The following is a 25,737-nucleotide window of genomic DNA, read 5'->3' as shown; positions in this document are numbered from 1 at the left end:
GACATGCCATGAAGCTGGAGTTCGACACCGACGCCGGGAGTGGTTCACGGGCAAGAATGGGCGTGATCGTGCTCGAAACCGACGAGACGCTGGAACCGGAATTTGCCAGGATGATGGCGCTCGACGGCATCGCGCTTTATCACAGCCGCATTCCGATGGTTCCCGAGGTCAGTTCGGACACGCTCGCCAGAATGGAGCAGGACCTGCCGGCAGCAGCCCGGCTGTTCACGTCGTCGCTGGATTTCGATGTGATCGGCTATGGCTGCACCTCGGCTTCAACGGTGATCGGATCCGAAAACGTGGCCCGCGCCATCAACACCGTCTTTCCGGACGCCAAGGTCACCGACCCGCTATCCGCAATCATCGCGGCCGGACGCTGTCTGAAGGCCACCCGTCTCGGCTTCCTCACGCCTTATGTGCCTGAAGTTTCCATGCGCATGCAGCAGCGGCTGATCGACGCCGGATTTGACATCGCGGGGTTCGGCTCCTTTGAACAAGGCAACGACCGGATTGTTTCCCGGATTTCGGAGCGTGCGATCGCTGCCGCCGCGCAACGCGTGGCCGCGGCAGCTCCTTGCGACGCCATCGTGATTTCCTGCACCAGTCTCAGGACCGCAAGCATTCTGGAAACCATCGAAAGGACAGCCGGCGTTCCGGTCATCAGCAGCAACCAGGCGCTCGCCTGGCACATGCTGCACCTCGCCGGGGTCGACGATCCCCAGCCGGGTCTTGGTGCCCTGTTCAGAGCGTGAACCGTTTCTTGGCGGGCTGGTCGCTGTAAACGCATCTCCCCGCTCCGGCATCTCAATACGCCGACCGCCGCAATCTGACCGCGTCGCCGTGCCGGCTGATCAGAAAAAGCGGATGGACGCTTGGGCCGGATCAAAGGGAATGCTCACAAGGACAAGATTGGTTCCCTGATCCGATGACAGCTGGAACATGTTTGCCTTTTGTCCTGCCTGATGTCAGTTCGCTGGGCTCACGACATTGCGTTCCGAGATCAGATAGTGCGGTTTAGGCGACTTCCGCCCCTCATTGAACTGATAAGTCTTCAATACATGGAGAGTTTCCAACTCCGTCGTCAGTTCCTGTTCCGGGACGTGCACCATTCCGCTTACCTCGTAACAGGTGGAAGCATTGGCCGCCGTGGCGAAAACATCAACTTCGACATCCGCCTCCATGAGCGAGGCGATGATCCGCGCATCGGAGAATTCGATGCAATTGAAGGTGGTCTCCACCTCCTCGTAAATCCGGCCGGAGACGTAAGGCGGCTCGTCCGCAGAGGCAGGCAACGGTGCGATCAGGCAACCGGCCAGCGCGCCCAAAACCGATGCGGCCAAAATCCACATTGTTTTCTCCCGTGCGCTCCCCGGCCAGGGCTCCCCGCCGCGCGCCCAACTCCGGAGCGATCAACCGTGCCCCATATCCTGTTCTTGCCGAGGCCAGACGCCGGGTCAAGGTTTTGCCAGGCTGCATAACAGTCTGGCGCGAGGTCTGATCTTCCCAAGATGTCGATGAGACTTTGGCTGCGATCGCAATCATTTCCGGACAGGAACGATCCGTTTGACCAAGACCTCAGCGGGCCGGAAGAGATCGGTCGCTTGCCTTCCGGTCAGCGCCTTGGGCGAAACTTCAACGCCAAGGCATTGGCAAGATCAGAGATCGACCTCGATCACGCCTCCAGCGTCGGCGGCTCGGGACTGGCACAGGATGACCGCTGTCTCGCGTTGCTTTTTCGACAGGACAAAATCCCGGTGCTCCACCTCACCGGCCACAAGACCGCACTTGCAGACGCCGCAAATGCCGTCGGAGCATTTGACGTCCACATGAATACCGTGGGCCGCCAGCGCATCCGTCGCGCTTTCATCCGCCGCGACTTCGAGCTCCAGCCCAGACCTGGCGAGTTTCAGCGTGAAGGCATGGTTCTCGTAATCCGGCATTTCCGGAACGTTGAAATATTCCAGATGCCGCTCGTCCTCGGCAAAACCGCATCTCTCCGCCGCCGCCATCACCGCGTCCATATAAGGCACCGCGCCACAGCAATAAACGTGATCGCCGGGCCGGTAGCCTGCCAGCACCTTGTCGAAATCCGCGCGCGTGCCCTCGTCGCTGAAATGGCGATACACCTTGTCCGCCCAGGGAAAGCTTGCCAGGTCCTTGAGGTATCCGGCGCTTGCCCTTGTGCTGCAGGAGTAATGCAGCTCGAAATCGGCACCGATGGCATGAAGCCGATGGGCCATCGCGATCATCGGGGTGACGCCGATGCCGCCCCCCATCAGGAAACTGCGCCGGGCCGTCTCGACCAGCGGAAAATGGTTGATCGGCCTGGAGATAAAGATCTTGCGGCCTTCGGTAAAGATCCTGTGCAGCAGCTGCGACCCGCCGCGCCCATTCGGCTCGCGCAGCACCCCGATCTGGTACCGCGTCAGATCAGCGGGGTTTCCGGACAGCGAATACTGGCGCAGGAATTCCGGCGCCACCACGATGTCGATATGCGCGCCGGCGGTCCAGTCCGGCAAGGGCGCGCCGTCAAAAGAGGCGAACTCGTATTTGCTCACGTCGCCGGTCATCGCCTCCGCCTTGACGATCTGCACCTGGATCACCGGCGCGTCGCCGTCGATGCGGTATTCATGCGCGAGGCCTTTCGTGTCGCCGCGCGCGAGCCGTGCCTTGTATTCTTCTGCGGTGATCAGCGCCTGGTAGGCTTCGATGCCCTTTTCCCGGTCCATCGGATAGGGAAACGGCCAGGGATGGGGTGCCAGCGTGGCGGGATAGACGGCCAGGGTCTGATCCTCGAATTTCAGATCGAGATCCTTCTGCAGCGGACGGTCGTTGACCGGCTGCGAGGCCCGCCGGTAGGCGCCGTCGTCGCTGAGTTCCAGGTCCCACCACCATTTCTTGACGAGATTCTGTTCGCCATTGCCGACCATGTCGTCCAGCTTCGCCAGCAAGGGCGCTGCCTTGGGCAGGTTCATGGCAGCCCAGCGGAACGGCGCTTCGGCGAAGATGCCTTCCAGATTCCAGGGGCAGGTCTTCATGCAGCGCCCGCACATGGCGCCGCCTTCGTTGGTGATCCGGTAGGTGGTGCATTTCTGGCTGTCGGATTTCCAGATCTCGTAGCCGTTGAACATCAGCTTCGGCCCGGCGGTGATCGCCCCGGACGGGCATTCGCGGGCGCATTTGTTGCACGCCTCGCAGAAACTCTGCAGGCCGAAGGAAATCGGCTTGTCATGGGCAAGCGGCATGGTGGTGGTGACCGCGCCGGACTTCAGGCGCGGCCCCAGAAACGGATTGAGGATGACCTCGCCGATCCGGCTGACCTCGCCCAGGCCGGACAGCAGCAGCAGCGGCGGCTGCAGCACCTCGCCGTCGATCACCGTGTGCGCCTTGGCCTTGTAGCCGAGATTGCGGATCTGCTGCGCGACGATGCAGCCCAGTATGGAAAAGCGGAGATAGGCGCGCATCGACTGGGACACGGCAATCCAGTCGTCGCCCGACGCCCCTTCCATGGTCTCGTAGCCCTGGTCGATGACCATGGAAATCGCCTGATCGTGCGGCGGATCGATTGGCGCACCGGCGGCATCATGGGAATACCAGGTCCAGTCCGGGCAGCGGGATACACCGACCGCGTCGACACCGAGAAAATAAGACATGGCCTTCAGGTTTTGCGCGTTCTCCAGAGGATCGGAGCGAACCGGGTTGGCGGTACCCGGGTCGCCATCCTGGAGCAGCACAAAGGCCCCCAGCGCCCGCCGCTGCGCCATGGATGGCGCCGACTTGCGCACATATTGACCATTGGTCGAGGCCTGCTGGACCTTCTTGCCAAGATCCCCGAAAAGCGAGCGCGCGAACATGTCCGTGCGCTTGGGCACGCGCGGTACGCGCGCCTCGTCGATAAAGGTGGTCGGTTCGTCAACCCGCTTCAGCGTTTCGAACGGATGCGCGCCATCGACAAAGCGGCGCTTTTCATAAGGGTCCAGGTTGCCGGCACTCTTGGCGGTCCGGTAGCCGGCTTTCCAGGCTGGACCGTGGGTCTTCCACCGGGGTTGATCGGCGAGCGGCTTCAACGGCAGGTCATGCGCGAACGGCAAATCTGTGGTCACCACGGCAAGGGCGAAGCGGTCGCCAAGGTAGGGGCTCCGCAGCTGACCTTCTTCAACACTGGCAAGTCCCGAGGCAACGGCCAGCACATTCAGGTCGACATCGGACGCGGACAATCCATGCGCCCGCGCCTCATAGCCAAGCAATCGGATGTATTGGGCAAGCACCACAGCCACTTCCATTGCCCTCAGCGCGGATCGATGCCGCTCCGCCCCCTCCAGCCAGTCGAAGCCGGGTTCATCCGGGCGAACAGGCCGAGGTGTCTGGACCATGAACACCAGGGCGTGCCGATGATGCCTGATCGATTTTTCCGGCGCGTTCATGGCATCGCGCAGATCCGCCATGATCATCTCAATGCCGGACGCCAGCGACTTGTGCTGTCCGGTCCTGAGCTTCTCGGCCAGCCGCTCCATGTCGGGATTGCGCACGGGCCTCTCCAGAAGAGCGGCCGGTGACAAGGCGCAGGTTCCCGCCATCGAGACATCGGAGAAATAGCCGAAGGCTTTCAGATGGTTCTGCCGTTCGACCAGATCCTCCGGGATCTCCGCTTTTGCGCCATTGACAAGACCATCGCGAACGGCATCGAGCATGGCCTGGCTTTCGGTCATGGCATTGACGATGTTTTCCGGCCGGCCGGGCCTGGAAAAGACCAGGGGCTCGAAGGCCGGCACATCCGCCGGCAGGACGGGGCCCGCCTGCCGCGCCAGCCTTTCCATCGGAAACGGTCCCAAGTGAACCGGCCGGTTCTTGTCCGAAAAAAGCCTCACTATGTCCCCCCGGCGGCCTTCAGGACCGCCTCTCGTTTTCTGTTGCCGTCCCCGTCAAAGCCGGGTCAGCTGCACATCCTCGCCATCGGTCAACCGGTCGATCGCAGCCATGAAGACCTCATAGGTCTCCGCATCCAGTTTTTCGGAAAAATGCTGGTTCAATTCCCGCACCAGTCCATGACACGCGCTCAGCTTTTCACGGCCCAGGCCGGTCAGCTCGACCTCGGTGAACCGCTTGTCGTCATCAAGCCCTTTGCGCTTCACCAGCCCCTGTTCCTCCATCGACTTCAGCAGCCTTGAAACCGCCGGCCTGGCGATCCGGATGTAATCCGCAAGCTGCGAGGGTGAGGTAACGCCTTCCAGCCCGACACCGCGCAGGACACACCATTGCAGCCTGGTGACGCCATGCACGGAGAGCTGCTTTTCCAGGCGGCTTTCCATGATCCGGGCGAGGTGAGTCACCTTGAAGCCGATCCTCTGGTGAAGCGTGTATTCCGTGGCCATCGTGCACTCCGCGTGAATGGGCTTGACTCACGTTGGCCCATCTCTTCTAATCAGTTAACAATGATAATTACTAAAGTTAATTACCAATGTAAATCACCTCGGGGGAGGAGAGAATATGTTTGTGAAATCAAGGTCCGCGGTGACCGGGATTGCCGCCGCGCTCGCCGTTGCGGCCGCAAGTTTTTGCGCTCAGACCGCTGGTGCGACCGAGTTGAAGGCGGCCCATTTCATGCCGTCCATGCATCCGATGGACCAGGGCGTGATCACGCCGCTGTCGGAGGACATCAAGGCCGCCACGGATGGCGAACTGACCATCAGGATCTATCCGTCCGGCGAGCTCGGCAAAGGCCCGGTCCAGCAGTACAAGCGGGTCGTGACCGGCGTCGCCGACATCGTTTTCGGCATTCCCGAATACACGCCCGGGCAGTTTGCCACGACAGGCCTTGTCCATATCCCTGGCCTTTTTGCCAACGGCACCGCCGCGACCAATGCGCTTTGGGACAATATCGAGCTGTTCCAAGCCGAATATGCCCAGACCAAGCTGCTGGGCCTGTGGGCCAACAATCCGTCCGTGCTGATCTCCCGCGAAACCCCGGTCCGCTCCATGGCGGATATGAAAGGCCTGAAGGTCCGGACGCCGAACCCGGTCATGGCCAAGCTGGTCGAGGCCTGGGGCGGCATTCCTGTCTCCATGCCGACCACAGATGTCTTTAACGCCATGAACACCGGCGTCATCGACGCCGTCATGATCGGCCCGTCCGGCATTCGCTCCTACAAGCTCCATGAGACGGCCAAATACGTCACCACCAACATTCCCTCCGCGCTCGACAGTTTCTATCTGCTGATGAACAAGCAGAGCTGGGAAAGCCTTGGAGAGGACGAGAAGGCGGCGCTGGACAAGCTGACCGGCAGGGCGATCAGCCTCAAGGGCGCCAAGGCCTTTTACGAGGCGGGCCAGGCCGGGCTGAAACTCGCCGCCGACAGCGGGGTCGAGCTGATCGAAATCGATGCCGCCGCGGATGCCGAATTCCGCGACACCATGAAGCCGGCGATCGCGGCCATCCTGAACGACAAGAGCGAGGAAATCGGCAAGGACGCCGAAGCCATCGTCACATCCCTTGGCGCCAACTGACCCATGCAGCTTGAAAACCTGGGATCCTCCGGCGCGCCCACGGCGCGCTGGAGGTCCGTGCTTGAAGTCCCGCTGATCCTTTTGGGAGCCGCCGGCCTCTTCCTCCTGATGGGCCTGTCGGTCTCCGATGCCCTGCTCCGCTCCTTTTTCAACCGGCCGATCTTCGGCGCCAATGACTACGCCCAGATCCTTCTGTCCTTCGTCGTTGCCCTGAGCCTGCCGCTTTGCGTCCTGTCCGGGCGCCTGATCGCCATCGACACGCTGGTTGCCAGATTGCCGCGTGCGGTTCAGCGCCCGCTCGACTGGCTGACGACGGCGCTCGGTGCCGGCATCCTCGCCTATCTCGGCTGGCGCGCCTTCGTGAACGCACAGGAAGCCGCCCTTTTCGGCGAGACGACGCTGCTGCTGCAACTGCCCTTCGGCCCGTCCTATTACGCCATCGCCTTCGGCTGCGCGCTTTCGGCGCTCGTGCTGCTGGTGGAGAGACTCTTGAAATGAGCCCCGAATTTTACGGTTTTCTGGGATTCCTCGCCCTGTTTGTCCTGCTCGGGCTCGGTACGCCTGTCGCCATCTCGCTGCTGGTGGTCGGCTTTGCCGGCACCGTTGCCCTGTCCGGCTTCCAGGCCGCCGCCTTCACGCTGAGCGGCCAGATCTTCGCCACCGTCACCGTCTATGAACTGAGCATCATTCCGCTGTTCATCCTGATGGGCAATCTCGCCTCCGCCGCCGGCCTCAGCCGCGATCTTTTCGAGGCGGCGCACAAGGTCATCGGCCACCTGAAGGGTGGCCTCGCCGCGGCCACCGTCATGGGCTGCGCCGGCTTTGCCGCCCTCTCCGGCTCGTCGCTCGCCTCCGCCATCACCATGGGCAAGGTCGCCTATCCGGAAATGCGCCGCTTCAACTACGGCGACCGGCTTGCCACCGGGTCCATTGCCGCGGGCGGAACGCTCGGCATCCTGATCCCACCCTCGACCGGCTTTGTCGTCTACGCGGTGCTGACGGAGGAAAGCATCGGCCGGCTGTTCATGGCCGGCGTGCTGCCCGGCCTCTTGCTCACGGGCATGTTCCTGGTGGCGATTGCCTGCGTCACCCTGTTCTGGCCAGAGGAAGGTCCGCGCGGCCCGAAATTCTCCCTGAAGGAAAAGCTCGTTGCGCTCGTCCGGGCAACCGGGATCGGCGTCATCATCTGCATCACCATCGGCGGCATCTATACCGGCTTCTTCACGCCCGTGGAGGCAGCAGGCGTCGGTGCCTTTTTCGCCCTTCTCATGCTGGTTCTGCGCGGCAAATGCACGGCTGCAACGCTCTATTCGGTCAGTTCGGAGACGCTGAAAACCACTGGCATGGCCTTCTTCATTCTGGTCGGCGCCAATGTATTCGCGCCCTTCGTGGCATTGTCCCATCTGCCGGCCAGCATCGCCGAAGCCATGACCGGGCTCGCTCTTGGCACTTACGGCACGCTTGCCCTGATCCTGCTCGGCTATGTCATTCTCGGCATGTTCATCGAGGGGCTATCCCTCCTGGTGATCACCCTGCCGATTGTCTTCCCGCTGGTGATCGGGCTCGGCTTCGATCCGATCTGGCTGGGTGTCGTCATGGTCCTGGTTCTGGAAATGGGCCTGATCTCGCCCCCCGTCGGCGTCAATGTCTTCATCGTCAAGAGCGTCGTGCCGGATGTCAGGATCGAGACCATCTTCGCCGGCATCATGCCGTTCTGGCTGGCGATGATCGTCACCCTCGCCCTAATCGTCGCCTTCCCCGGGATCGCGCTGCTCTTGCCCAACGCGATGTATAATTAGCCAGCAAATTACATAACCCTATGCCGCCTCCATCTTCTGCTTGAAGGTGAGTACGATGAATTCGGCCGGACGCACGAGTTGCAGCCGGACCTGCACGATCATGTAACCGTCCAGGATGTCCTGGGCGGTCATGGTGGAGCCGAGACCGCATTCCACGGAATAGGCCTCCGAGGCTGTCGCACCCATCAGGCCGCCCTGCGCCCACACTTGCTGCAGAAAACTCGAAACGGCGGACACCACCGTGGACCACGTCTTGCCGTCATTGGCCGCGAACACAAAGGGCATCAGCCCCTGCTTGATCGACTGTTCGATATAGATGGCAGTCCGCCGTACCTGGATATAGCGCCAGTCCTGACTGTTGCCGAGCAGCGTACGCGCGCCCCATACCAGCGTGCCCCGGCCCGGAAACATCCTGATGGCATCGACGGCCTTGCCGTCCAGCGGCATGTTGAGATTTTCCTGCATCTCGTTGTTGATGGTGACGGTCGGCGCGATCACCGATGTCAGCGCGACATTGGCCGGCGCGGTCCAGACGCCTCCCGTGGTGTCCACTTGCGTATACCCCCCCGCCACGGCGCCGCTCGGCGGCAGGATGCCGAGATCGCGCGCCGCCTGATCTTCCATCTCCTTCAGGACCGGCAATGCATTCCTCAGGCTTTCGTTCAGGCGGGCAATGTCCTCCGCGCCGGTCGGCCCGGTGTCCGGGTCGATCTCGGCAATCATCTTCTGCACCGCTGTCAGGTTGGCACCACGGTAAAGGTTTGCTGCCTGCAGCCCCAGAACCTCGGACAGCGCGGACGGGTCGAACCAGGTGTAGTCGATGCCTGAGACCGGATAGGTCGTGGTCTTCAGGAAGGGAAAATAGGAAGCGGCGTAGGACAGGTCGTCCTGGCCGATCCCGTCTCTGAATTCGGCAATGGTCGCTGCCAAGGATTTTTCGAACACGGCGGGATCGGATTGATCGAGCGCTTGCGTGCCATAGACATCCAGCAGCGCAAAACGGTCCTGCAGCGCGCCGCATTGCGCGATCATCTGCTTCACGAACGCATAGTAGGCTTCGCACGCCCAGGGTTTTGCCGCATCGTCCGGCTTCAGGAGGACGGCATCGGGAACCGCCAGCATCGTCGGCCCCTTGACCTCCGCGATCTCCGCAAGGCCCTGTTTCAGCTTGTCCGGACTGATGCCGGCGCCGCCGGGCTCCGCGCCGTCATCGGTGTAGTCGCCGACCGAGACCACGTAACAGGTGCCGCCGCCATTATCGAAAAACAGCTTCATGCTCGCAAAGAGGTTGAACCGTTTCTCGTCCTTCAGGCCGATTGAATAGTAGAGCGTGTTGCCGTTCGCATCATTGATGGAGACATCGTAGCAATCCGGCTGGGACCGGACGGTTTTCGTATCGACGCTCTTGATCACCACCGCCGCCTTGAAGCCACGGCCAAAAATCTCGGTGAATTCGCGCAAGGAAGTGATCTTGACCGGTTTGAGATAGACCGGCTTCCCCTGAATGTTCGCCTGTTCCGTATAGCCGATGAAGGCCGGCACGGCGGTCTCGACTCCGATGATCGACGGCGGAAATGCGTCCATCTCGGTCACGTAGACACCAGGCGTTTTGATAGACGTGGCAACCATGACGCATGCTCCTTGATTGATGATCTCCGGCAAGCCGTGAGCGCGATCTTAAGCAGTGCTACAGCAAGGACGCAATCTTGACGCGACATCGTTTCCTAGCACGAGGCAACGTCCCGGTACACGACCCGCTTTCCGGGCGGACAACGCGTTCCTTTCCGGCTTCTCCGCCCTGATACAATTGATACACTCGCCAAGGCCAAACTGAAAAATCTTGGCCTTACGGATGGTGTGCGGGCTGTATCTTCAGCTTGGCAGGCAGGGGAAAGATGTTGCAGCAAACGCAGGACAAAATCGCCGGGACCGGGGAGGATCGGGTCCACCGGCAGCTGCTTGAAGAGGCCGTCGACGCCTTGCGGGAAGGTTTCGCCCTGTTTGACGACGGCCTGCGCTTCCAGACCTGCAATGCCCGTTTTCTGGATCTTTTCAACCTGGGAGAAAGAGACCGGCCGGTTCCGGGCGCTCCGGCACAGGCCGTGCTGCCCCATTTGGCTTCAGGCGCTGCGCTCAACGCCGCCGGCATTCCGGCAGCAGAGGTATTTCTGCAGGTGCTTGGCGAAAAGTCCCGGGACACGGAACTCTGGCTAGCAAATGGACGGGTCCTGTTGCTGTCGGCGACCGAGACCCGCCACGGCGGCACCCTTCTCTCCATCCTGGATGACACCGAGCGGCGCCAGGCCGCCTCCGCCGATCGGGCTTCGGCGGACCTCCTCAAAACAGTGATCGAGGCCTGTCCGGCCAACCTTTTGATGTCGCGCTTCGACGACGGCAAGGTGCTGTTCCGCTCGTCCGCCTCCGAGACCCTGTTCGGCGGTCAGGAGACTGCGCGCAGCCACTGGCAAGACCTCAGCCAGCGGGACAGCTATCTGGAGGCCTTGCGCAGGAACGGCCGTGTCGACGACATGTTCGTTGAGGGAAAACGTGCCGACGGCACGGTGTTTCCCTCGCAATTGTCAGCCCGGTTGATCCGCTACCGCGGCGAGGACGTGATCGTCTCGACCACCATCGACCTCACCGAAGCCTATGCCCTGCGCGCGGAAACCGACAGGGCCAATGCCAGCCTGCGCGGCGCGGTCGAGGCGCTGGAAGAAGGCTTCGTGCTGTACGACCGGGACAAGAAACTGGTCTTCGCCAACAGCCGCTATGCCGACATGCTGGGACCGCACAAGCGCCTTTTGGTGCCTGGAACGCCGATGCAGGAGATCATCGGCAGCGCAATCGGTAGCGGCCACATTTCCTTTGTCCGCGGTCCGGAAGGCGGGCTTCCTGGACTGTTCAAGACGCTCGACACCAAGGGCAGCCTCAAGGTCGAGATCGAGGTTGCCGACGGCTCCCAGCGGGAAATCACGTTGGCGCGCCTTGCCGAAGGCGGCATTGTCGCGACCGTGCTCGACATCACCCAGCAGCGCACCGCCGAAGCCCGCGCCCGTGCCCTGATGCATGGCGCCATCGAGGGCGTGGATTTCGGCATCGCGCTGGTCGACGACGACGAGCGGCTGGTCTTCGCCAACGCCAAGTTCCGGGAAATCGGCGATCCCAATGGCGACCTGCTCGTGCCCGGCCGGACCATGCGCGAGATCCATGCCGGGGCCATCTCCACCGGCCTGTTCCCGCTGCCGCCCTGGACGCCGAGCAAGGAGGTACTCGACGAGCTCGACCGGATGATCCGCCATGCGGCCAAGGGCTTTTCCGTACCCAACAACCAGGGCCGCGAGATTGTCGGCAACGTTTATGAGACCGCGCTTCAGGGCCGCTTGCTCACCATCGAGGACGTCACCGACCAGTTGCGCGCCGAGCGGCTGTTCACCGACGCGGTCGCCCGGCTGCCGGTCGGGGTCGCCATCGAGGGGGCCGACGGCCGCTTCACCCATTGCAACGACGCCTTTGCCGCCCCCTTCCACCTGACCGCGGACGAGATCCTGAACCTTAGCGGCGACGAGCGCATCGACGTGCTCTCTCCCGAAATTGCCACCGTCGCCGGCCAGCCCGTCGGCGGCAAGGCGGCACAGCTGTTCGGCGAGGCGGTCAAGCGCCAGCGCGACACTCTGGCGCCGATGGAGGTGAGCTTTCGCAACGGCCGTCATTATCTGGTCGAGCGCGCCATCACCCAGGACAATGGCCGGGTGGTGGTTGTCACGGACATTACTGCGCTGAAGGAAGCCGAAAGCCGCAGCCTGCAGACCCTCAACGACGCGATCCAGTCGCTCGACGAAGGCCTGGTCCTGTTCGACCGGGACCTGAATTTCGTGCTCGGCAATAAGCTTTACGACGAGATGTTCTTCAGCCGCATCGTCGCCCCGGACCCGGGTGAGAACCTCAATGGCATCATGGACCGGCTGATTGACGCCGGAGTCATGCTGGTGCCGGAGGGCGTCGAAAAACAGGCCTACATGGCCGAGCTCGACCGGCTGGTGCGCCACTATGCCAAGAAGGAAACCATCACCCTCGGCAATGGCCGCGTGTTCCTGGCCTCCGCACACCAGACCGAACTCGACGGCTTTCTGGTCTCTTTCATCGACATCACCGAGCAGCGTCGCGCCGAGGAGGAGCAGCGCGAGGCCGACCTTCTGCTGCGCAAGATCGTCGAGGCCTGCCCGGCCAACTTCCTGGTCTCGCGCATCGAGGACGGCAAGATCATCTATTGCCCGCCGGCCTCGCGCGAGCGCTTCGGCAAGATCGACTCCACCCTGAGCTTCTTCCTCTCTCCCGACGACCGCAGGCGCTATCTCGACGCCCTTCTGCCGACGGGCGAGCTCGACGATTACAGGGTTCAGTTCCGCCGCGCCGACGGTTCGATCATGGAAGGCCTGACGGCCGCCCGCGTCACCGATTACAAGGGCGAGAACGTCATTGTCTCCTCGACACGGGACATTTCCGACCTGCTCGCCATGCAGGACGAATTGCAGAAGCAGCGCGACATCGCCCACCAGAGCGAGAAACTCTCCGCCCTCGGCGAATTGCTCGCCGGCGTTGCCCATGAACTCAACAACCCGCTGTCGATCATTGTCGGCTATGCCCAGATGCTGGAAGGCCGGCTGGAGGATCCTGTGCTTTCCAAGCGTGTCGACCGCATTGCCGAAGCCGCGAACCGCAGCGCCCGCATCGTCAAGACCTTCCTCGCCATGGCCCGCCAGCGGCCGGCTCTGATCGAGCCCTGCTCTCTGAATGAAATCGCGACGATTGCCCTGGACGTCGCCGGCTATGGCTTGCGCGCCAACGGCACACATGTCGTCACCCGGCTGGACGAGGATCTGCCGGCGATCTCCGGTGATGCCGACCAGCTCATCCAGGTGGTGTCCAACCTGATCGTCAACGCCGAGCATGCCCTTGCGCCGCAAGGTCAAGCGGGCACCCTCACCCTCGCCTCCTCCTATGATGTCGACAGCGACCGGTGTGTGCTCGAAGTCAGCGACAACGGCCCCGGCATTGCCGAGGACATTCTGGCGCGCATTTTCGAGCCGTTCTTCACCACAAAGGAAGTCGGCGAAGGCACCGGCGTCGGCCTTGCCTTCAGCCACCGCATCATCGACACCCATGGCGGCCTGCTGGAGGTGACCTCCACACCGGGTGAAGGCACACGCTTTTTTGTCAAGCTCAAGGCCGTCAAGCCGGAGGCCGGCGAAGCCCCGGAGACGGCAGCACCCGGTGAGGGTCTCGATCAAAAGCGCGTCCTGGTGGTCGACGACGAGGCGGATGTCGGCGAATTGATCTCCGACCTTCTGACGGATCTCGGCTGCCGGGCGACGCGTGTGACCGATGCGCGCGAGGCGCTGAGCTTGCTGTCGCGCAGCCCGTTCGACCTGATCCTCAGCGACTTCAAGATGCCGGGCATGGACGGCGAGGCCTTTTTCAAGGTCCTCCAGGAACGACTGCCCAGCTATACCGGCCGCATCGGCTTCATCACCGGCGACAGCATGGGCAAGGCGGTTGACCGCTTCCTGGCCGCCAGCGGCCGGCCCTTCATCGAAAAACCGATCCTGAAAGAGGATCTGGCAAACCTCGTGCGCACGCTCAGCGGCGGAGACCAGACATCATGACAAGCCCCTCTTTGGACCTCGCGCAAAAACAGATTCTGGTCTGCGATGACGAACCTCATCTGCGCGAGATGGTCGCCGAATACCTGAGCGAACGCGGCTACGCGGTGTCCGAAGCGCCGAATGCCGACGAAATGGCGAAGCTCCTGGAAACCTTGGAGCCCGCCCTGATCATTCTCGACGTCAACATGCCCGGCACCGACGGCCTGACGGCCCTGCGCAATCTGCGCGCCAGCTCGACCGTGCCGGTGATCATGCTGACGGCGGCGAGCGAAGTGGTCGACCGGATCGTCGGACTGGAAATGGGCGCCGATGACTATGTCGGTAAGCCGGTGGACCTGCGCGAACTGGAAGCCCGCATCAAGGCGGCCCTGCGCCGCCAGACCTTCGCCGGCGCCGAGCAGCAGCAAAAGGACCGCCAGACCGGCACGGTCCCCTTCGGCCCCTGCCGCCTCGACCTCGACGGCGCCAAGCTTTATGCATCCACCGGCGACGAGATTGCCATCACCGCCATGGAATTCAGCCTTTTGCGCGTCTTCGCCGAAAACCGCGGCCGCGTCCTAAACCGCGACCAGCTCCTGGAACAGGCCCATGACAAGGGTTGGGAACCCTTCGACCGCTCCATCGACCTGCGCATCTCAAGGCTGCGCCGCAAGATCGAGATGAACCCGACCAAGCCGGAAACGATCCGGACGGTCCGGGGGATCGGGTATGTGTTTGATTGAGGGGCGCGCGCAAGCGGATTTGGAAGGAACGGGTGCTTTGCGCTGTCATAGTGACGCAGCCGGAAGATCGTGTCGATCTGATCGTAGACTGAAAGTGAATAATCTACCCGTTCCGCACAACTGCTCCAATAGGCACGACCAATCGACGACTTTCGCGTCAGGACACTTTCAGGCCTGACGGGCTTTTCGATTTGCATAGCGCCGGTCGCGTTCAGCTTTGCGGGCTGCTTCGTCTTGCAGGACGCGTTCGATACGGTTCTTGTCAGCCAACTCGCGCGCATCGATTTCAGCTCTGGCTGCAGCAGCAACGGCGGCATCTCGTGCAGCAGCTTCAGCGGCAACACGATTACGTTCGTCAAGCTTCACCTGCTCGCGCTCGACACGGCGCTTATCACGAGCTTCCGCAATCAAGCGCCGCTCCGTCTGTCTGGCTTCGCGGGTCGGTTCGGCAGCTTCCTTTGCGGCACGAAAGGCCTCAACTAGGGCTGCCTTTGCATCTGCCGCAGCGCTGCGGCGGTCGGAGTGTTCGTTGTTTTTAATATTTTTCAAATCTCAATTCCATTTGATGGGTTACGCTTAGCGACTTAAAGACTTTTTGCACGTTTCGAAACGGGCTTGGTTGCCGAGGCCACGCTGTCTTGCAATTCTTTGGCAAGCCGAGCCTCTCGCAGCCTCTGGGTTTTTTCTTCGCGGGCGATTACGATCGAGTTCAGGTCTTCAATTGCACGTTGGCGTTCGAAGAACTGCGACTGGGTTTTACCAAAAGCAACTTCAGCCCGCTGGCGGACCTTGCTGTAATTCTCGGTCATGGCTTTCCTCGTGGAGGACGCTCCCCGGTGAGCAGCTACGAAAAAGGCCAGGCAACTTGCCTGACCTCACTTGGTCTCATGCTTTCGACAGTGCCAGTACATCCGTGGTCAAGGGAAAGCAGAGTCCGGATCTTTCAGGCGGCCTGCAGATTGCAGGCGGACATCTTGCCCGACTTGGTGTCACGCTCCATGTCGTAGCCAATTTTCTGGCCTTCAACGATTTCCTGCATGCCAGCACGCTCGACAGCGGTGATGTGGACAAATGCGTCCGGGCCGCCGTTGTCAGGCTGAATGAAGCCGAAGCCTTTGGTGGAATTGAACCATTTTACTGTGCCAGTGGTCATGATGAACCCTTTCATAGCATAGAGAGAGGAACCGACGAGCCAAGGGCTCGCGGCTGATGAAAACGATGCTTTAAAGGGAGTTTCGCTCAGAACGCGGTGCTAATCGCGTTGCAACCATAGCTCAGCAAGAAAATATCGATGGATCGTCTCTATGGGTTTTCAGGGAAGATGTCAACTTTTAGATGAGGGAAAAAATTTCACTTGCAAAAGTCGCGACACAGGCTGGTCCAAGGTGCCAGCTTTGGATCGGCTCCACAGCTGTGCCCTCCGGCATATGCAAATTCAATAACCTGCGGCGCCGACCGGCATTGAGCCCCATCGCCAATTCACACTCCTCCAGCGCTGGCTCATGGCATCGCACACCTTGGTCTCGCAGTCCTGCCAGTTTTCCGGTTTTGGCATTCCTTACCCTGTGCGATCAGCATCAGTCAGCACTTATTCCTTGTTCTAACGCTGCGGCAGGTAAGTCGCGGCGAGGCCTTGAATTAGGTCAGTGTCCACATCGGGCCGGGACCGAAAGACCTGCCCTTCAGGATTGGCCGACCTGGAAATACTCGCAAACACTCAGAACGCTTAAATGGGCCGGATGCGGAACGGCAGTCATCAACACTCCGCATCTGAAAGCAGACCTTCTGAAAGCGGCGCAAGCCGACCCCAACGGCCTCATCCAATGATGTCCGCGATCAGCCCGGCCCGGCCCTCTGTTGTTGAGCTCAAACCAAGTCTACCCGCGCCAATTTCCGGTACCCGGCAGTGTTCCTGATGCGACCTTCCCTGTGGCCGGAACGTCGCTAAATACATCTCTCCCATATTTCAATCGATTAGCCTTCAAACGGCTTATGGACATTGCGTTTGCACTGGAGATAAACACCGGGCGCAGGCGAAAGACTTGCCGATTAATGCGCTGGAAAGACCATAAGGAGTTGTTGGGTATGGCGGCTATGGATAATCACTTCGATAACTGGAAGGAACAGCAATCCGCCGCCGAGCAGATGATCCCGCTGGTCGGTCATCTCTACCGCGACTACGGCATCAACATCCGGATTTTCGGACGCCGGCTTTTGAACAATTCCGCCATCGAGATCATCAAGGCGCACCGTTATTCCCTGCAGATCACCGGCCAGGAGCTGGAAGTTTCCAAGAGCCTCGACATCGTCAAGGCGATGCTCGAGATGGACCTTGCCGCCTCCCGTGTCGATCTCGGCAAACTGTGCCACGGCTACATGGAAAAGGGCGGCGACGTTAAGAGCTTCCTGGAAGAGCAGCTTGCCAGCATCAACACCGGCAAGACCTCCATCCTGCAGGAACCTCAAGACGTCGTTCTTTACGGTTTCGGCCGCATCGGCCGCCTGCTCGCCCGCATGCTGATCGAACGCGTCGGCGCCGGCAACAAGATGCGCCTGCGTGCGATTGTGGTGCGCGGTGGCAAGGACGGCGATCTGAAAAAACGCTCCAGCCTGCTGCGGCGGGATTCCGTCCACGGCGCCTTCAGCGGATCGATCACGGTGGATGAAGAGCAGAACGCCATCATCGCCAACGGCAACTATATTCAGGTAATCTACGCCAGTTCGCCCGCCGAGGTCGATTACACCAAATACGGCATCAAGAATGCGCTGGTGGTCGACAACACCGGCATCTGGCGCGACGAGGCCGGCCTTGGCCAGCATCTGAAATGCCCGGGCGCGTCCAAGGTCATTCTGACCGCCCCGGGCAAGGGCAACATCAAGAATGTCGTCTATGGCGTGAACCACGGTGACATCACCGAAGACGACGACATCCTGAGCGCCGCCTCCTGCACCACCAACGCGATCACCCCGGTGCTCAAGGTGATCAACGACGAGTTCGGGATCGAGAACGGCCACGTCGAGACCATCCACGCCTTCACCAACGACCAGAACCTGATCGACAACTATCACAGCGGCGACCGCCGTGGCCGGTCCGCGCCCTTGAACATGGTGCTGACAAGCACGGGCGCCGCAAGCGCCGTGGCAAAATGCCTGCCCGAAATGAAGGGCAAGCTGACCGGCAACGCAGTTCGGGTGCCGATCCCCAATGTCTCGATGGCCATCCTCAACCTGAACCTCAAGCGCGAGACGACGGCTGCGGAAATGAACGACTACCTGCGCGGCGTTTCCGTGCAGTCGCCGATGCAGGACCAGATCGATTACACGTCCTCGACCGAGCTGGTCTCCTCCGACCTGGTCGGCTCCACCCATGCCGGCGTGGTCGACAGCCAAGCCACCATCGTCGACGGCAACCGTCTGGTTCTCTACGTCTGGTACGACAACGAAGCGGGCTACAGCACCCAGGTGATCCGCCTGATGCAGGAAGTCGCCGGCATGAAATACCCGTCGGTCCCTGCCTGAAATTGACGTGAACGACCTGAAGGGGCCAGGCCATGTCCTGGCCCCTTTGTTTGTAGCGACCACCGGCCCTGTTTGACCAGGCCCCGCACTGGTGTCTGCGTGAAGAGGGTGCTCTACTCCCGTCAGATTTGTCCCGTCGGCCATGAAGTCCGTAGCGATACTTCAAGACCCGGTTCCGGTCAGCGACACACCTTGCCACCGGTGTCTTTCCGATGGCGTTCACAGCTTAGCCCGCTTCACGCCTCCTGCCGCCTCTGCCCCGGCTCTTCCAGAAACCGCATTAGATCCGTAAACGCCATCGGCCGGGCAAAATAGAACCCCTGCAGGCGGTCGCAGCCAAGGCCGGCGAGGATGTCGGCCTGTTCACGGGTTTCGACGCCTTCGGCGGTGACACCCAGTTCCAGCGCGTGGCCGATCTCGATGATCGAGCGGAGCAGGCGCAGGCCGCTGCTGCCGCTGCCGACCAGCGCCGACAGGCGGCGGTCGATCTTCAGCCGGTCCGGGTTGATGCGCTGCAGGGCAACCACCGACGCCCGGCCTCTGCCGAAATCGTCGACCTCGATGGCGATGCCGAGCTTGCGCAGCTGACCGAGGCGCTCCAGGAAGTCGTCATCCTGCTCCTCCAGGAAAATCGTTTCCAGAAGTTCGAAACTGACCTGGCCGGAATAACCGGCCACCTGCCGGCGGATCGTCTCCATCGTGCCCGGATTGATGCGGTCCTCGCTGACATTGAACGACAGCGACGGCGGCCGGGACCAGCGGCCGAAAGCTTGCTGGCACTCGGCGATCGCCCGTTCGAACACCTGCCGGTCCAGATCCGCGGCGACATTCAGGTCAGTAGCGATGGGCAAAAACGTGCCCGGTAGCTGGATACCCTTGCTCGGGTGACGCCAGCGCGCCAGTGTCTCAATGGCAACGGTCAGGCCGGACTTGGCATCGACGATCGGCTGGTAGAACGGCTCGAATTCACCCGCCTCAAGCGCGCGCAAGACATCATCTGCCAGCGCCTTGTTGCGCTGAACCTCTTCCAGGTCGGAACGGTCGAAGATCCCGAGACGGCCCCTGCCCTGACGCTTGGCCTTGTAAAGGGCCAGATCGGACGTCGTCAGCAGCTGATCGGGCCGAGCGAGCGGTGTGCGCGCCAGGCCGACAGACGCGCCAAACCGGCATTCCTTGCCTTCGAAGAGAAGCGGTCGCGCCAGATCCGCAAGCAGGGTCTCGGCCAACTGTTCCGGCCTGCGGCTGTCACCGGCGATTGGCATCAGGATGACAAATTCATCGCCGCCGATCCGGGCGACGCTGTCCTCAGGCCCGATGTGTCTCAGGATGCGGCGGGCGATCGTCAGCAACACCTCGTCGCCCGCAGCATGTCCCATCGTGTCGTTGATTGTCTTGAACCGGTCGAGATCGATATGGAGGGCTGCAATTTCTCCACCGCTCTCAAGGCGCGCTTGTTCAAGCTCCTCGAATTTCTGTGCCAGATATCGGCGGTTCCCCAAACCGGTCAGGTCGTCGTGAAGCGCCATATGCGTGATCTCGCGGTTTGCCTGCTCCAGGGCACGGCGCTGACGCACGACCTCTGTGAAATTCAGCCGAAGGACCACAAACTCACCATTTTCGGTTCGCGAGCGCACCACGCGGTGATGCTGATCGTCCGCCAGCTCGATGTCTTCGATCCCCGGTGCCGTCAGGCGCGGCGACGCGGCGTACTCCTCCGCCCATTCTTCTTCGCGGCCGACTGCGGCCGGGATCCTGCCAGACCAGGCCACGCCTCTCAGGACGTCCTTCAGCCTGGTGCCTGCTTTGAGTGGTCCGTCGTTGCTGGCCATTGCCTCTTCGTAGGCCGGATTCCAAACCATAAGCTTGAGGTCGACATCGTAGATCGCGAAGGGATCTGGATAGGCCCGGATCGCCGACACCAGACGGTCCTGTGCGGCCTCTAGCGCCCGGCGCTGACGCACCAGCTCGGTGGTGTCGATCCGCAAGATGACCAGATCGCCGTTTTCGACGCGGGAGCGCAGCAACCGGTGATGCACGTCGCCGGGAAGCTCCAGATCCTGAACAGGTTTCGCCAGCTCGGCCTGTTGATGTTCATCGGACATCCATTCTTCTTCGCGGCCAATAGCATTGGCGATCTTGCCGGCGCGGATGGCGATACGGCCCACCTCGGTCCGGTGCATCCCGACTTTAAGATCCGACGGATCGTTCGACATCGAGGCACGATAGGCGTCGTTGCAGACCACAAGGCAATCGTCGGAATCGTAGATCACGAAGGGCGACGGATAGGCATTGAGGGCGGCGATCAGGCGCGCCTGCGCCGCCTCCGCTGCCCGCTTCTGCCGGACCAACTCGGTCGAATTCAGCCGGATGACGACATGGTCGCCAAAAGAGCTGCGGGAGCGCAACAGGCGGTGATGGACGTCGCCATCGAGTTCGACATCTTCCCACCGGCTTTCCAGGAACTCGGGCGAAAGGATCCTGTTGATCCAGTCCTCTTCCCGGCCAACCGCATCCGGATAGCGTCCGTCGCGCACGGCCAGTTCCAGCACCTCCCTGAGATGCATGCCTTCCGATAGCTCCCGCGGATCGTCCGACATGGACGCTGCATAACCGTCATTGCAAAAGACCAGTTTCAGATCCTGGTCGAAAATGACGATCGGGTCCGGATAGGCGTTCAGCGCTGCGACCAGTCGCGCATACCGGTCCTCGCCGCCAGCCTCGGAAAGAACACGGTAGCTGGCGCAGACATAATGACCACCGCCCTCGTCATCCTCGACGAGGAACACCGACCGGCTTGCCCAAATTTCTCCGCCATCAGACCGGGAAAGCCGAACGTCCGTTGTTTGGGGAACTTCAATCCCGTCAGAGGGAAACCAGTTTTCACCCGACTGAGCGGGCATATCATCGAGCCCAAAACCGAATGTATCCGCGAAGGCCTTGTTCAGATAAACGGGACGCACGCAGTCCGCGCCAGGGCTCAGATGCCCGATCGCAATGGGATCGCTGGTCAGATCCAGAAAACTGCTTTTTAGCGCCTCGAACCGCATGCCTTCCTCAACACTCTTCACTCTCGTGTAGAGCGTATGGGTTAGACAAGCATGAATACGTAAAAATAAACAGAGACGTAGACGTGTAGAAACTGTGCGGAAAGAGGGCTCGCGCCGGTTTCTATTTCATCGAGCAAGTGGTCGTTCGCGCAACAAACCTGTTTCACCCAGAAGGAAACCCCGCGTTTCCTCGGAAACACGGGGTTATCTTGAACGGTCAGGTCAGATCATGACCTTGGCCGGCTCTCAGTTGCCGAGGCACTTCTGCAGAAGCGCGTCATCCGGGTGGGTGGCGTTCGGGCCGAACTCGGCGTAACAGCCGGCGGACCAGGCAAGGGCCTTGTTCTTGCCGCCATAGGACCCGTCCGGAACGGCATTCTGCTGAGCGCCATTGCCGGAAACACGCACCGGCTTGGCCGGCTTGACCGTCATGCCACGGGCCTTGATCTTGCTTGCCTTGAACGGCGAAGCCGGCTTGACACCGCCGTGATTGGCGCAGGCAACTTCGTTGCCGATCGCATCGTCCGGACCGAAATCAAAGACTGTGCCGTCGTTGCAGGTAACGGTGCGATCAGCAGCCTGGGCTGCGACCGGCAGGGTCACGGAAGCGACCGTGCCGACTGCCAATGCCGCCAGAGCGGTCAAAAGGGTGGTTTTCACTTTCATGCGTTTTCTCCATCTTGGTTGCGTCAGTCTCTCTGCTGACACCAGGAAGATAGGAGCCCTGCTTATCTGGTTGATTTCGCAAAAGATTTCAACTGTATCAGCGGCATTTCAATTCATCGCCATTGCCAAACAAAAAAGCGGCGCCGAAGACCTTGGCCTTCAAACGCGGCAGTTTACGGAGCAATGATCGGGTGGCAGTCGCCACCGCCACCTAGTGTGGTGAATTTGAAATTCGCCTCATTGTTGCAGCGACCATCGAAGTGAATTTCAAATTCGAAAACCACACTAGAAACATATGCTTGCTAGTCACCCTTTTGAATCTGAAGCTCGTTCCGAGTGTGCCGGGAAATAAGACGAACTTCAGATTCGGGTGACTAGTGTATGAAAAGTCAGACCAGGAACAGGTCGTTCACCGTCAGGTCGACATGACCGAGAACCTGGAAGGACAGGTCCACGTTCAGGCCGAAACCGTCCCGGACATAGACATTGGTGACGTCGCCAAATTCATCGCTTTGGCTCTGCTCGTAATAGGCCTCGGCGCCGGGCGCATTCGAAAACCCGCTCTGTTCGCCAAGGAAGTTCGCAAAGAAGCCTTCGACAACGATCAGGTCGCCGCCTTGGGTGAAGTCGCCGATCACGTCCATCGGGTCCGAAGCGCCGCCACTGTCGCCATCGGCAAAATAGAAGACGTCGAAACCGGAACCGCCATGCAGGTAGTCGCCGATGTCGCCCGCTGTATTGGCACCACCATAAATGTGGTCGTTGCCGGCGCCGCCATGGATATAGTCGTTGCCACCATCGCCATAGAGCCAGTCGGCATCGGCACCGCCCTTGACGATGTCGTTGCCGTCACCGCCATGAATGGTGTCGTTACCGGCATCGCCTTCCATGTCGTCATTGCCGGCACCACCATCCATGGTGTCGTTGCCGTCGCCGCCGGTCATCAGGTCCTGGCCATTGTCGCCGGACATCATGTCATTTCCAGCGCCGCCGTTCATGACATCGTCGCCATTGTCTCCGACCATGGAGTCGGACCCTGCACCGCCTTCCATCTGATCATTGCCCTGACCGCCCTGCAGGAGGTCGTTGCCAAGGCCGCCGAAGAGCTGGTCGTCGCCGTCGCCGCCCAGGATCGTGTCCCGGCCGTCGTCACCCCAGAGCGTGTCGTTGCCGTCTTCACCCTCAACCGTATCGTCGCCGTCTCCGGCCCGAACCACATCCCGGTCAAAGCCACCCTTGATCCGGTCATTGCCGGAGCCGCCAAAGATCAGATCCTTGCCGTGACCGCCCAACAAAGTGTCGTTGCCGGAACCGCCATCCAGATAATCGTCGCCGACATCGCCGGACAGCACATCGTTGCCGGTCTGGCCATAAAGCCTGTCATTGCCGCGCCCGCCAATGAGAAGGTCGTTGCCCGCTCCGCCATAAGCCGTGTCGTTGCCGTCGAACAGGAAGATGTCGTCATCGCCCCACAGGCCATAGGCCCGGTCAACGCCATTGGTGCCGAAGAACTCGTCCTCGTCGGCATAGTCAAACCAGAAATTGACCGGCGAGACGCCGAGGCCAAGACCGAAACCGTTCTGGAACACAGGACCACCGAGAAGGCCGTTGCCGCCGTAGCCCCCGAAGGACCAGGACATTTCCGCAGCTTCACCACGCTCCATCGTCCGCGTGCCGTCGGCGCCGCCTGCGAGGTCGCCGCCGCGGCGGCCGGATCGCTCTTCGTCGTCTTGCCCGGAGGTCGGCTCGCCAACCGGCTGGTCGTCACCACGCGTTGTGGTCAGTGCGTCCGGCGTTGCCGAGGCGCCGGCATCCGAACCGTCCATCCAGTTGGACCAGGTCGGTCCGAGTTTTTCATTCCAGCCGAGTGTCTTGGAATAAGGGGTCAGCAATCTGAATGTCATGTCGTCAATCCTCTGTGTCTCGTGGCCTTCGGCCGAAATCGGTTGGTTCGCAGTCGGGCCGGCGCCCGGTGCCCACTGACAGAAAGATCGGGGATCGACGTATCCGCTGAACGTCACAGAAAGGGAAAGAACGTAAGAATTGTATCACCCGGCCTGTCGGACCGGTGTGTGCCGATACATCTGATACGGACGGCAAAAAGGCTGACACATAGCGAAAGGCAGGCTGCCGCCTTGCCTCGTCTACGCGTTCCCGGAGATGGAGCGGAGAACGGCTTTCGCTGCCGCGCGCAGGGCGGGGACGGTTCCGGACAGGATGTCGATCCGGTCGAACTGCTCCGGATGCTGCTCCAGCTGGGCACGCAGGGCGTTGCCGAAGGACTGGCGCAGCTCGGTTCCGAAATTGAACTTGCACACGCGCGTCTCTCCGGCCAGACGGATCCGGTCCGCATGCGGAATGCCGCTGCCACCGTGCAGAACCAGCGGCTTGGTCGTAACGGCCTCGATCGCCTGGAGAGCCCGGTAATCGATGCCGTCCGTCGGGCCGGTCTGAAGATGAATATTGCCGACCGAGATCGCGATGGCGTCGGCGCCACTGTCTCGGTCGAAGCGGGCTGCCTCTTGCGGGTCGGTGAACCGCGATGCAGCGCCCGCCGCATAACCGACAAAACCAACCTCGCCTTCCACCGAAGCGCCTGCCGCATGCGCGTCTTCTGCGAGCCGTGCGGTCAGGTCAATGTTCTGATCGATCGGCAGCGCGGAGCCGTCGAACATCAGCGACGTGAACCCGTGTTCGAGCCCGGCGCGGCATTCGTCGATTGCATAGCCATGATCCAGGTGGCAGACCACGGGAACACGCGCCTGATCGGCGAGATGGCGCAGCATTGGGCCGATAACCGGCAAAGGCGTGTGTGCCCTGCAGCCTGGACCCGCCTGCAGGATCAGCGGACACCCGATTTCTTCCGCCGCCTCGACAAAGGCCACGCCGTCCTCCCAGCCGAGCACCACCAGTCCGGCGACCGCATAGCCGCCCAAAGCCGCCGGACGCAGGACCTCCGCGAGGTTGACCGCCGTCATTTGAACTTGGCGATCATGTCTTTGATGCCGGGTATGGTCTCGATCTGCCAGGCGTGATCCGGCTGGAAAAACTGCACCAGGGACCGTTGCGACAAGCCGCCGAGGATCGTGAAATAGTACATCTCGTAACCCGGTGCGACCACACAGGGATGGAAGCCCTTGTCGAGAACGATCGTCGAACCATCAACGATATGATAGGCATCGCCGACGGCGCCGTCCTCGCGCTGGACCAGCTGCAGCCCGAAACCCTTGTTGGGCCGAAAACGGAAGTTGTAGGTCTCGTCGTGGCGGGTCTCGTCCGGCAGCCTGTCGGTGTCGTGTTTGTGCGGCGGAAAACCCGACCAGCCACCCTGGCCGACCGTGAACAGTTCCGAGACCAGCAGGCGGCCGACCTTGTCGTGATACCTGGTGCCGAGGATGTGCTTGATCTTGCGGTGGGTCTTGGTGTCGTCCGACCCATATTGCACCAGATCGATATCCTGCGCGCGGACCTCGAAGGGTTCCAGCACCTTGTCGTACCGCGCGCCCGCAATGAAGACCTCCGCCTTGTCGCTGACACAGACGAGCTGCGCCCTGGCGCCGGACGGAACATAGGCGCCTTCTGGTTCGCCGTCCCAGACATCCGTTCCGCGCTTGCCGAGCGCCGGGAAATCCACACCTTCGATGGACACGTCGACACTGCCGGTTGCCGGCACGATTGCGGTTTCATAACCCGGCACCGCGTAGTCGAAGGCCTGGCCCCTGGTCAGCTTGACGATGTTGAAGTAGTTCAGCGGCACCCGCGCATCATCCACATCGATGATGGCCTTGTTGGAATTGTCGAACGGTGGAATATGCAT

Annotated in this window: 20 protein-coding genes; 8 read left to right on the top strand and 12 right to left on the bottom strand. The window is 61.3% G+C overall.

Going from position 1 to position 25,737, the window contains the following annotated elements:
* Positions 1–8 precede the first annotated feature (8 nt).
* Complete coding sequence (locus M0H32_RS23215) at positions 9–752, top strand: maleate cis-trans isomerase family protein (protein WP_248158051.1); 744 nt, start codon at positions 9–11, stop codon at positions 750–752.
* Positions 753–965: 213 nt separating this feature from the next.
* Here the strand turns inward: M0H32_RS23215 and M0H32_RS23210 are convergent, their stop codons facing one another.
* From M0H32_RS23210 to M0H32_RS23200, 3 genes are all read right to left on the bottom strand, one after another.
* Positions 966–1,349 carry a hypothetical protein gene (locus tag M0H32_RS23210; protein ID WP_248158049.1) on the bottom strand — a complete coding sequence of 128 codons (384 nt, stop codon included), beginning with the start codon at positions 1,347–1,349 and terminating at the stop codon, positions 966–968.
* A gap of 306 nt (positions 1,350–1,655) precedes the next feature.
* Entirely contained in the window at positions 1,656–4,817 is a 3,162-nt protein-coding gene (locus M0H32_RS23205; protein WP_248158047.1) for a 2Fe-2S iron-sulfur cluster-binding protein, read from the bottom strand.
* A gap of 105 nt (positions 4,818–4,922) precedes the next feature.
* Positions 4,923–5,372, bottom strand: coding sequence for a MarR family winged helix-turn-helix transcriptional regulator (locus M0H32_RS23200; protein WP_248158042.1), 450 nt, complete (start codon positions 5,370–5,372; stop codon positions 4,923–4,925).
* A gap of 115 nt (positions 5,373–5,487) precedes the next feature.
* On the opposite strand from M0H32_RS23200, the gene M0H32_RS23195 reads away from it, so the two are divergent.
* The 3 genes from M0H32_RS23195 to M0H32_RS23185 are packed head-to-tail and all read left to right on the top strand — an operon-like array spanning position 5,488 to position 8,303.
* Positions 5,488–6,504, top strand: coding sequence for a TRAP transporter substrate-binding protein (locus M0H32_RS23195; RefSeq protein WP_248158041.1), 1,017 nt, complete (start codon positions 5,488–5,490; stop codon positions 6,502–6,504).
* Between the two features lie 3 nt (positions 6,505–6,507).
* Positions 6,508–7,002, top strand: coding sequence for a TRAP transporter small permease (locus M0H32_RS23190; RefSeq protein WP_248158040.1), 495 nt, complete (start codon positions 6,508–6,510; stop codon positions 7,000–7,002).
* On the top strand, positions 6,999–8,303 hold the full coding sequence (locus M0H32_RS23185; protein ID WP_248158038.1) for a TRAP transporter large permease: 1,305 nt from the start codon (positions 6,999–7,001) through the stop codon (positions 8,301–8,303). Before M0H32_RS23190 ends, M0H32_RS23185 begins: the two co-directional genes overlap by 4 nt.
* 18 nt (positions 8,304–8,321) lie before the next feature.
* On the opposite strand, the gene M0H32_RS23180 is transcribed toward M0H32_RS23185, so the two are convergent.
* Positions 8,322–9,932 carry a phage tail sheath family protein gene (locus tag M0H32_RS23180; protein WP_248158036.1) on the bottom strand — a complete coding sequence of 537 codons (1,611 nt, stop codon included), beginning with the start codon at positions 9,930–9,932 and terminating at the stop codon, positions 8,322–8,324.
* 266 nt (positions 9,933–10,198) lie between these two features.
* Between M0H32_RS23180 and M0H32_RS23175 the strand changes: the two genes are divergently transcribed.
* On the top strand, positions 10,199–13,966 hold the full coding sequence (locus M0H32_RS23175) for a PAS-domain containing protein (protein WP_248158034.1): 3,768 nt from the start codon (positions 10,199–10,201) through the stop codon (positions 13,964–13,966).
* Positions 13,963–14,688, top strand: a complete 726-nt coding sequence (locus tag M0H32_RS23170; protein WP_248158032.1) for a response regulator — start codon at positions 13,963–13,965, stop codon at positions 14,686–14,688. Before M0H32_RS23175 ends, M0H32_RS23170 begins: the two co-directional genes overlap by 4 nt.
* Before the next feature lie 168 nt (positions 14,689–14,856).
* On the opposite strand, the gene M0H32_RS23165 is transcribed toward M0H32_RS23170, so the two are convergent.
* The 3 genes from M0H32_RS23165 to M0H32_RS23155 all read right to left on the bottom strand — a co-directional run bounded on the left by M0H32_RS23165 (position 14,857) and on the right by M0H32_RS23155 (position 15,841).
* Entirely contained in the window at positions 14,857–15,237 is a 381-nt protein-coding gene (locus tag M0H32_RS23165; RefSeq protein WP_248158030.1) for a DUF6481 family protein, read from the bottom strand.
* A 35-nt stretch (positions 15,238–15,272) separates the two neighbouring features.
* The gene (locus M0H32_RS23160; protein ID WP_248158028.1) at positions 15,273–15,497 is read right to left on the bottom strand and encodes a hypothetical protein; all 225 of its coding nucleotides are present in this window, start codon (positions 15,495–15,497) and stop codon (positions 15,273–15,275) included.
* A gap of 134 nt (positions 15,498–15,631) precedes the next feature.
* Positions 15,632–15,841 carry a cold-shock protein gene (locus M0H32_RS23155; protein ID WP_248158027.1) on the bottom strand — a complete coding sequence of 70 codons (210 nt, stop codon included), beginning with the start codon at positions 15,839–15,841 and terminating at the stop codon, positions 15,632–15,634.
* Positions 15,842–16,773: 932 nt separating this feature from the next.
* Between M0H32_RS23155 and M0H32_RS23150 the strand changes: the two genes are divergently transcribed.
* Positions 16,774–18,207 (top strand): glyceraldehyde-3-phosphate dehydrogenase, encoded by a 1,434-nt coding sequence (locus M0H32_RS23150; RefSeq protein ID WP_248158026.1) that lies wholly within the window; start codon positions 16,774–16,776, stop codon positions 18,205–18,207.
* Between the two features lie 236 nt (positions 18,208–18,443).
* Here the strand turns inward: M0H32_RS23150 and M0H32_RS29665 are convergent, their stop codons facing one another.
* Both M0H32_RS29665 and M0H32_RS23140 read right to left on the bottom strand, forming a co-directional pair.
* Positions 18,444–20,993, bottom strand: a complete 2,550-nt coding sequence (locus M0H32_RS29665) for an EAL domain-containing protein (RefSeq protein ID WP_248158023.1) — start codon at positions 20,991–20,993, stop codon at positions 18,444–18,446.
* Positions 20,994–21,500: 507 nt separating this feature from the next.
* A complete protein-coding gene (locus M0H32_RS23140) occupies positions 21,501–21,920 on the bottom strand; it encodes a hypothetical protein (protein WP_248158022.1) in 420 nt (139 codons plus the stop codon).
* On the opposite strand from M0H32_RS23140, the gene M0H32_RS23135 reads away from it, so the two are divergent.
* Positions 21,919–22,107 carry a hypothetical protein gene (locus M0H32_RS23135; protein WP_248158021.1) on the top strand — a complete coding sequence of 63 codons (189 nt, stop codon included), beginning with the start codon at positions 21,919–21,921 and terminating at the stop codon, positions 22,105–22,107. The genes M0H32_RS23140 and M0H32_RS23135 overlap by 2 nt on opposite strands.
* 202 nt (positions 22,108–22,309) lie before the next feature.
* On the opposite strand, the gene M0H32_RS23130 is transcribed toward M0H32_RS23135, so the two are convergent.
* The 3 genes from M0H32_RS23130 to M0H32_RS23120 all read right to left on the bottom strand — a co-directional run bounded on the left by M0H32_RS23130 (position 22,310) and on the right by M0H32_RS23120 (position 25,737).
* The gene (locus M0H32_RS23130) at positions 22,310–23,824 is read right to left on the bottom strand and encodes a calcium-binding protein (protein WP_248158020.1); all 1,515 of its coding nucleotides are present in this window, start codon (positions 23,822–23,824) and stop codon (positions 22,310–22,312) included.
* A 240-nt stretch (positions 23,825–24,064) separates the two neighbouring features.
* Positions 24,065–24,898, bottom strand: a complete 834-nt coding sequence (locus M0H32_RS23125) for a class II fructose-bisphosphate aldolase (protein ID WP_248158018.1) — start codon at positions 24,896–24,898, stop codon at positions 24,065–24,067.
* Positions 24,895–25,737 (bottom strand): 5-deoxy-glucuronate isomerase, encoded by an 843-nt coding sequence (locus M0H32_RS23120; protein ID WP_248158016.1) that lies wholly within the window; start codon positions 25,735–25,737, stop codon positions 24,895–24,897. The genes M0H32_RS23125 and M0H32_RS23120 overlap by 4 nt, the downstream gene beginning before the upstream one ends.

This window comes from Roseibium sediminicola (assembly GCF_023156505.1).
GTDB lineage: Bacteria > Pseudomonadota > Alphaproteobacteria > Rhizobiales > Stappiaceae > Roseibium > Roseibium sediminicola.
The sequence above is the reverse complement of the archived record's forward strand: the minus strand, read 5'-3'. Positions and strand labels throughout refer to the sequence as shown.

Coding starts and splice junctions, on each gene's coding strand:
- M0H32_RS23185 (WP_248158038.1), top strand. CDS start 6,999: ATGAGCCCCGAATTTTACGGTTTTCTGGGATTCCTCGCCCTGTTTGTC.
- M0H32_RS23130 (WP_248158020.1), bottom strand. CDS start 23,824: ATGACATTCAGATTGCTGACCCCTTATTCCAAGACACTCGGCTGGAAT.
- M0H32_RS23180 (WP_248158036.1), bottom strand. CDS start 9,932: ATGGTTGCCACGTCTATCAAAACGCCTGGTGTCTACGTGACCGAGATG.
- M0H32_RS23135 (WP_248158021.1), top strand. CDS start 21,919: ATGCGTTTTCTCCATCTTGGTTGCGTCAGTCTCTCTGCTGACACCAGG.
- M0H32_RS23160 (WP_248158028.1), bottom strand. CDS start 15,497: ATGACCGAGAATTACAGCAAGGTCCGCCAGCGGGCTGAAGTTGCTTTT.
- M0H32_RS23175 (WP_248158034.1), top strand. CDS start 10,199: ATGTTGCAGCAAACGCAGGACAAAATCGCCGGGACCGGGGAGGATCGG.
- M0H32_RS23215 (WP_248158051.1), top strand. CDS start 9: ATGAAGCTGGAGTTCGACACCGACGCCGGGAGTGGTTCACGGGCAAGA.
- M0H32_RS23120 (WP_248158016.1), bottom strand. CDS start 25,737: ATGCATATTCCACCGTTCGACAATTCCAACAAGGCCATCATCGATGTG.
- M0H32_RS23205 (WP_248158047.1), bottom strand. CDS start 4,817: ATGGAAAGGCTGGCGCGGCAGGCGGGCCCCGTCCTGCCGGCGGATGTG.
- M0H32_RS23200 (WP_248158042.1), bottom strand. CDS start 5,372: ATGGCCACGGAATACACGCTTCACCAGAGGATCGGCTTCAAGGTGACT.
- M0H32_RS23150 (WP_248158026.1), top strand. CDS start 16,774: ATGGCGGCTATGGATAATCACTTCGATAACTGGAAGGAACAGCAATCC.
- M0H32_RS23155 (WP_248158027.1), bottom strand. CDS start 15,841: ATGACCACTGGCACAGTAAAATGGTTCAATTCCACCAAAGGCTTCGGC.
- M0H32_RS23190 (WP_248158040.1), top strand. CDS start 6,508: ATGCAGCTTGAAAACCTGGGATCCTCCGGCGCGCCCACGGCGCGCTGG.
- M0H32_RS23140 (WP_248158022.1), bottom strand. CDS start 21,920: ATGAAAGTGAAAACCACCCTTTTGACCGCTCTGGCGGCATTGGCAGTC.
- M0H32_RS23125 (WP_248158018.1), bottom strand. CDS start 24,898: ATGACGGCGGTCAACCTCGCGGAGGTCCTGCGTCCGGCGGCTTTGGGC.
- M0H32_RS23210 (WP_248158049.1), bottom strand. CDS start 1,349: ATGTGGATTTTGGCCGCATCGGTTTTGGGCGCGCTGGCCGGTTGCCTG.
- M0H32_RS23170 (WP_248158032.1), top strand. CDS start 13,963: ATGACAAGCCCCTCTTTGGACCTCGCGCAAAAACAGATTCTGGTCTGC.
- M0H32_RS23195 (WP_248158041.1), top strand. CDS start 5,488: ATGTTTGTGAAATCAAGGTCCGCGGTGACCGGGATTGCCGCCGCGCTC.